Annotated in this window: 3 protein-coding genes; all 3 read right to left on the reverse strand. The window is 76.3% G+C overall.

What is annotated here, in order from left to right; all coding sequences use genetic code 11:
- Nucleotides 1-565: GDSL-type esterase/lipase family protein (locus AB0C29_RS46135; protein WP_360834397.1), on the reverse strand; the 565-nt coding region annotated here is incomplete at its 3' end.
- A complete protein-coding gene (locus AB0C29_RS46140; RefSeq protein ID WP_360834399.1) occupies nucleotides 562-1,584 on the reverse strand; it encodes an alpha/beta hydrolase-fold protein in 1,023 nt (340 codons plus the stop codon). The genes AB0C29_RS46135 and AB0C29_RS46140, both read right to left, overlap by 4 nt.
- Nucleotides 1,581-1,921 (reverse strand): hypothetical protein (locus AB0C29_RS46145; RefSeq protein WP_360834401.1); only part of this gene is annotated, 341 nt, incomplete at its 5' end. The genes AB0C29_RS46140 and AB0C29_RS46145, both read right to left, overlap by 4 nt.

The following is a 1,921-nucleotide window of genomic DNA, read 5'->3' on the forward strand; positions in this document are numbered from 1 at the left end:
TGTCGACGTAGGTGGCCCCTGTGGCGGCCGCCGCCTCGTGTAGCGCCTGATCGCAGGCCGCCGTCGCCGCGACGGCCGCCGCGCGCCGGCTGTCGTCGTCACCCGCGGCGACCCCGTCCTCCACGACGTTCCAGTAACCGAACACCAGCACCGGTACGCCCGGCCGCAGCTCGTGCACCGACCGCAGCACGGCCGTCACGTTGCGGCCCACCTGCGCGACGGGCGCCGCGTACGGGTCATCGTCGTCGAGCGCCGCGGCCACGTCGTTGGCCCCGGCCATGACCAGCACGACGGTCGCCCGCCGTACAGCTGCCCGAGCGGGCGCGCCGCTCAGCGTGCGCCGTACGTCGGCCGAGGTCGCACCGGCCTCGGACAGGTTCACCGAGTCCGCCGCCGGGGACACCATCCGGGCGTACAGGTCGGGGAAGGGCGCGCAGTGGCAAGCGGTCCCGGCCGGCACGGAGTCGCCGAAGGTGACCACGGTGACCGGCGGGGCCGAGGCCGGTGGTGGCGTGGCGCAGCCGCCCAGCAACAGCGCGCCGAGCACCGCGACCACGGCCCTCACGGCGTGACCGCGGGACGGGCGAGCCACGACGACAACCAGTCGAACGCGGGCGCCTCCATGGCCTGCCACACCGCGTCGCTGTGCCCGCCGTGGGCCACGACGGCCGTGGTGACCGACAGTGGCGGGCGGGCCAGCCGGGCCATGGTCAGACCGTCCCGGCGTGAGGGCGGGTCGTCGGCGGCGTACGCCAGATACAGCCCGGCCCGGGGTTGCGGGAGGTGCCGCAGCCGCCAGGCGACGTTGTGGGTGGTCAGCTCGGAGCCGTCGCCGACCTTGATGCCGGGGGAGGCGTACCCGGACAGGCTGGCCGCGGCGGCGTACTGCCGCGGATGCCGCAGCAGCAGGTCGGCGGCGCAGAACCCACCGGCCGAGTAGCCGGCCAGGCCCCAGGCCGGGCCGTCGGACCGGACCCGGAAGCCGGCCCGGACCGCCGCCGGGACGTCCACCGTCAGGAACGTCTCCGCCTTCGGGCCGCCGGTCAGGTCGGTGCACTCGGTGTCGACCAGCGGGTCCGGCGTCTGGTAGGCGAAGACCACGACCGTCGGGGCCATCCGGCCGGTGGCGATCTCCTGGTCGAGGTGCCGCCGCACGTCGAGGCGGCGCAACCAGCTCTTCGGCGACCCGGGGAAGCCGTGCAGGGCCTCGATCACCGGATAACGCTCATGGCCGCGGGCGTAGCCGGGTGGCAGGTAGACGTAGGCGGGCATGGTCATGTGGGAGGCCCGGCCGGCCACCGTGAGCTCGACGATCCGGCCGCCAGGCCCGGAGGCGCTCTCGGCAGGCGGCGGCGGGGCGGCGGGGTCCTCCTGGACGCCGCCGAGCGCGCTCCAGCTGGGGTAGGCCTCGGTGAGCCGGTTCAGCTCGATCGCCGAGGTGGCCACCACGCTCAGCGTGCAGGCCAGGATGAGGCCGGCCCGGGCGATGCGGCCGGCTCGCTCCCAGCGCACCGCCACGCCCACCGCGGAGCCGGCGACCAGGGCGAGGCCGGTCGCCAGCAGCGGGAGCCCGTCGATCCTCATGCCGGCAACGCCGTCGGGAGGACCCGGGGGGACGCGAGCGCGGGCGGGCTCTGGGCGACGGCCCAGCTGGTCGCGGCCGACCACGTCCTGAACGTGCGCGTGGGAACCGCTGGTCCGGTGCCGGCCGGCGCGGATCCGACGGTCGCCAGCGCGGCGAAGCGGCCGGGGAGTTCGGTCACCAGCCGCTGGGCGAGCGGGACCTGCGCGGCCGCGGCCACCAGGACCCAGCCGCGCGGGGTCGTCCGCAGATCGGTCTCCAACAGCCCGGGCAGCGTGGCCAGCGAGCCGGTGCGCCCGCCGGGGGAGAGCGTGACCTCGATCAGATCGGCGCCGGCCG

The organism is Actinoplanes sp. NPDC048791 (assembly GCF_040650095.1).
Lineage (GTDB): Bacteria > Actinomycetota > Actinomycetes > Mycobacteriales > Micromonosporaceae > Actinoplanes.

What these genes read in the sequence shown, in the direction of transcription:
- AB0C29_RS46140 (WP_360834399.1), bottom strand. Translation starts at nt 1,584, where the DNA reads ATGAGGATCGACGGGCTCCCGCTGCTGGCGACCGGCCTCGCCCTGGTC.